Origin of the sequence: Pseudomonas sp. NPDC089530 (assembly GCF_050280705.1) — a bacterium.
In the GTDB taxonomy this organism is placed as follows: domain Bacteria; phylum Pseudomonadota; class Gammaproteobacteria; order Pseudomonadales; family Pseudomonadaceae; genus Aquipseudomonas.
In genome coordinates, this window is record NZ_JBNNVU010000187.1 from 1 (window position 1) to 2,936 (window position 2,936).

The 2,936-nt window shown below is 62.8% G+C and carries 2 protein-coding genes and 1 pseudogene; all 3 read right to left on the reverse strand.

Annotated elements, in window-relative coordinates:
• Positions 1–83 precede the first annotated feature (83 nt).
• Positions 84–938 (reverse strand): annotated as a pseudogene (gene gatB / locus ACQKQA_RS29990) (Asp-tRNA(Asn)/Glu-tRNA(Gln) amidotransferase subunit GatB); the annotation flags it as partial.
• Between the two features lie 10 nt (positions 939–948).
• Entirely contained in the window at positions 949–2,400 is a 1,452-nt protein-coding gene (gatA, locus tag ACQKQA_RS29995) for an Asp-tRNA(Asn)/Glu-tRNA(Gln) amidotransferase subunit GatA (RefSeq protein ID WP_427564760.1), read from the reverse strand.
• Between the two features lie 17 nt (positions 2,401–2,417).
• Positions 2,418–2,705: an Asp-tRNA(Asn)/Glu-tRNA(Gln) amidotransferase subunit GatC gene (gene gatC / locus ACQKQA_RS30000; RefSeq protein WP_427564761.1), complete on the reverse strand. Its 288-nt coding sequence runs from the start codon at positions 2,703–2,705 to the stop codon at positions 2,418–2,420.
• Between the last annotated feature and the right edge of the window lie 231 nt (positions 2,706–2,936).

The window sequence follows — 2,936 nt, forward strand, 5'->3', positions numbered from 1 at the left end:
GGCGGACTCGCTGGAAATCCTCAACCTCAGCGGCAATGCCCTGAGCAGCCTGCCGGACGACCTGCACCGCCTGACCCGGCTGCGGGCTCGATGACCACCGGCAGCAGGTCCGGGTCGGGGAAGTAACGGTAGTCGTTGGCTTCTTCCTTGCTGCGCATTGGACGGGTCTCGTCCTTGTTCGGGTCGTACAGGCGAGTTTGCTGGATGACCTTGCCGCCGTCCTCGATCAGGTCGATCTGGCGCTGGATTTCCGAGTTGATGGCCTTTTCGATGAAGCGGAACGAGTTGACGTTCTTGATCTCGCAGCGGGTACCGAACTCGGCCTGGCCTTTCGGGCGGACCGACACGTTGCAGTCGCAACGCAGGGAGCCTTCGGCCATGTTGCCGTCGCAGATCCCCAGGTAGCGCACCAGGGCGTGGATCGACTTGACGTAGGCCACGGCTTCCTTGGCGCTGCGCATGTCCGGTTCGGACACGATTTCCAGTAGCGGGGTGCCGGCGCGGTTCAGGTCGATGCCGCTGGCGCCGCTGAACTCTTCGTGCAGGCTCTTGCCGGCGTCTTCTTCCAGGTGCGCGCGGGTGATGCCGACACGCTTGACGGTGCCGTCTTCCAGCGGAATGTCCAGGTGGCCCTTGCCGACGATCGGCAGTTCCATCTGGCTGATCTGGTAGCCCTTGGGCAGGTCCGGGTAGAAGTAGTTCTTGCGGGCGAACACGTTGTGCTGGCCGATCTCGGCGTCGATGGCCAGGCCGAACATGACCGCCATGCGTACCGCTTCCTGGTTCAGCACCGGCAGTACGCCGGGCATGCCCAGGTCGATCAGGCTGGCCTGGGTGTTGGGCTCGGCACCGAAAGCGTTGGCGCTACCGGAGAAAATCTTCGATTTGGTGGTGAGCTGGGTGTGAATCTCCAGCCCGATCACGACTTCCCATTGCATGTGTTTCTCCTCAGAAGCCGGTTGGGGTGCGGGTGTGCCAGTCAGTGTTCAACTGATACTGGTGCGCAACGTTGAGCAAGCGGCCTTCCTGGAAATACGGGGCGAGCAGTTGTACGCCGACCGGCAAGCCATCGACGAAACCCGCTGGCATGGACAAGCCCGGCAGGCCCGCGAGGTTGGCGGTGATGGTGTAGACGTCTTCCAGATACGCAGCGACCGGGTCGCTGCTCTTGTCGCCGATTTTCCAGGCCGGGTTCGGCGTGGTCGGGCCAAGGATGATGTCGACTTCATTAAAGGCAGCCATGAAGTCGTTCTTGATCAGGCGACGGATCTTTTGCGCCTTCAGGTAGTAGGCGTCGTAGTAGCCGGCCGACAGCGCGTAGGCGCCGACCATGATCCGGCGCTGGACCTCGGTGCCGAACCCTTCGCCACGGGAGCGCTTGTACAGGTCTTCCAGGTTTGTCGGGTTCTCGCAGCGATAACCGAAACGCACGCCGTCGAAACGCGACAGGTTGGAGGAGGCTTCCGCTGGCGCGATCACGTAGTACGCGGGAATGGCGTGCTGCATGTTCGGCAGGCTGATTTCCTTGACCACGGCGCCGAGCTTTTCCAGCTCCTTGACGCTGTTGTGGATCAGCTCGGCGATGCGCGGGTCGAGACCGGCGCTGAAGTATTCCTTGGGTACGCCGATGCGCAGGCCCTGCAGCGAGCCGTTGAGGCTGGTGCTGTAGTCCGGTACCGGCTCATCGATGCTGGTGGAGTCGTTCGGGTCGAAGCCGGCCATGCCTTGCAGCAGGATCGCACAGTCTTCGGCGGTGCGTGCCAGCGGGCCGCCCTGATCGAGGCTGGAGGCGTAGGCGATCATGCCCCAGCGCGAAACGCGACCGTAGGTCGGCTTCAGGCCGGTGAGGTTGGTCAGCGCCGCCGGCTGGCGGATCGAGCCGCCGGTGTCGGTGCCGGTGGCGGCAGGCAGCAAGCGCGCGGCGACCGCGGCTGCGGAACCACCGGACGAGCCGCCCGGAACGCGTTCCAGGTTCCATGGGTTTTTCGCCGCGCCGTAATAGCTGGTCTCGTTGCCCGAGCCCATGGCGAATTCGTCCATGTTGGTCTTGCCCAGGGTGACGGTGCCGGCGGCGGCCAGCTTGGCGACCACGGTGGCGTCGTAGGGCGCCTTGAAGTTGTCGAGCATCTTCGAGCCGCAGCTGGTGCGGATGCCCTGGGTGCAGAACAGGTCCTTGTGGGCGATCGGCGCGCCGAGCAGGGCGCCGCTCTCACCGTTGGCGCGACGGGCGTCAGCGGCCTTGGCCTGCTGCAGCGCGAGATCCTCGGTGAGGCTGATGAAGCTGTTGAGCTGTGGGTCGAGCTGGGTGATGCGCGCCAGCAGGGTCTTGGTCAGCTCTTCGGAGGAAAACTTCTTGTCGGCGAGTCCGCGGGCGATCTCGGCCAGAGTCATATGATGCATTGCAGGCTCTTTCCCTATTAGTCGATGACTTTCGGAACCAGGTACAGGCCGTTTTCGACCGCCGGTGCGATGGACTGGTAGGCCTCGCGATGATTGGACTCGGTCACAACGTCTGCGCGCAGGCGCTGGCTGGCTTCCAGGGGGTGGGCCAGAGGCTCGATACCGTCGGTATCGACTGCCTGCATTTCATCCACCAGCCCGAGAATGCTGTTCAGGTCGGAGGTGATATGTGGAAGATCGCCTTCATTGAGCTTGATGCTGGCCAAATGAGCGATTTTTTCCACGTCGGAGCGTTCAAGCGCCATGGGATTCTCCAGTGGAAAACAGCACGGACCTTGTCCGCGTGTTGGATTGTCGGAACACTACCGCCTTTCTACGGTCACATAGGCCGCGATCGTGGGGATTGGTGCACAGAAAAGCGGCCAATTTAACATATTGGCGCCAGGACGAAGTCGAACAGGCGATCCGCCAGGTCATGGCTGTTGAGCAGGTGGGTCGGCAGGTTGATCGACACCGGGATGTCGTAGTCCTGTTGG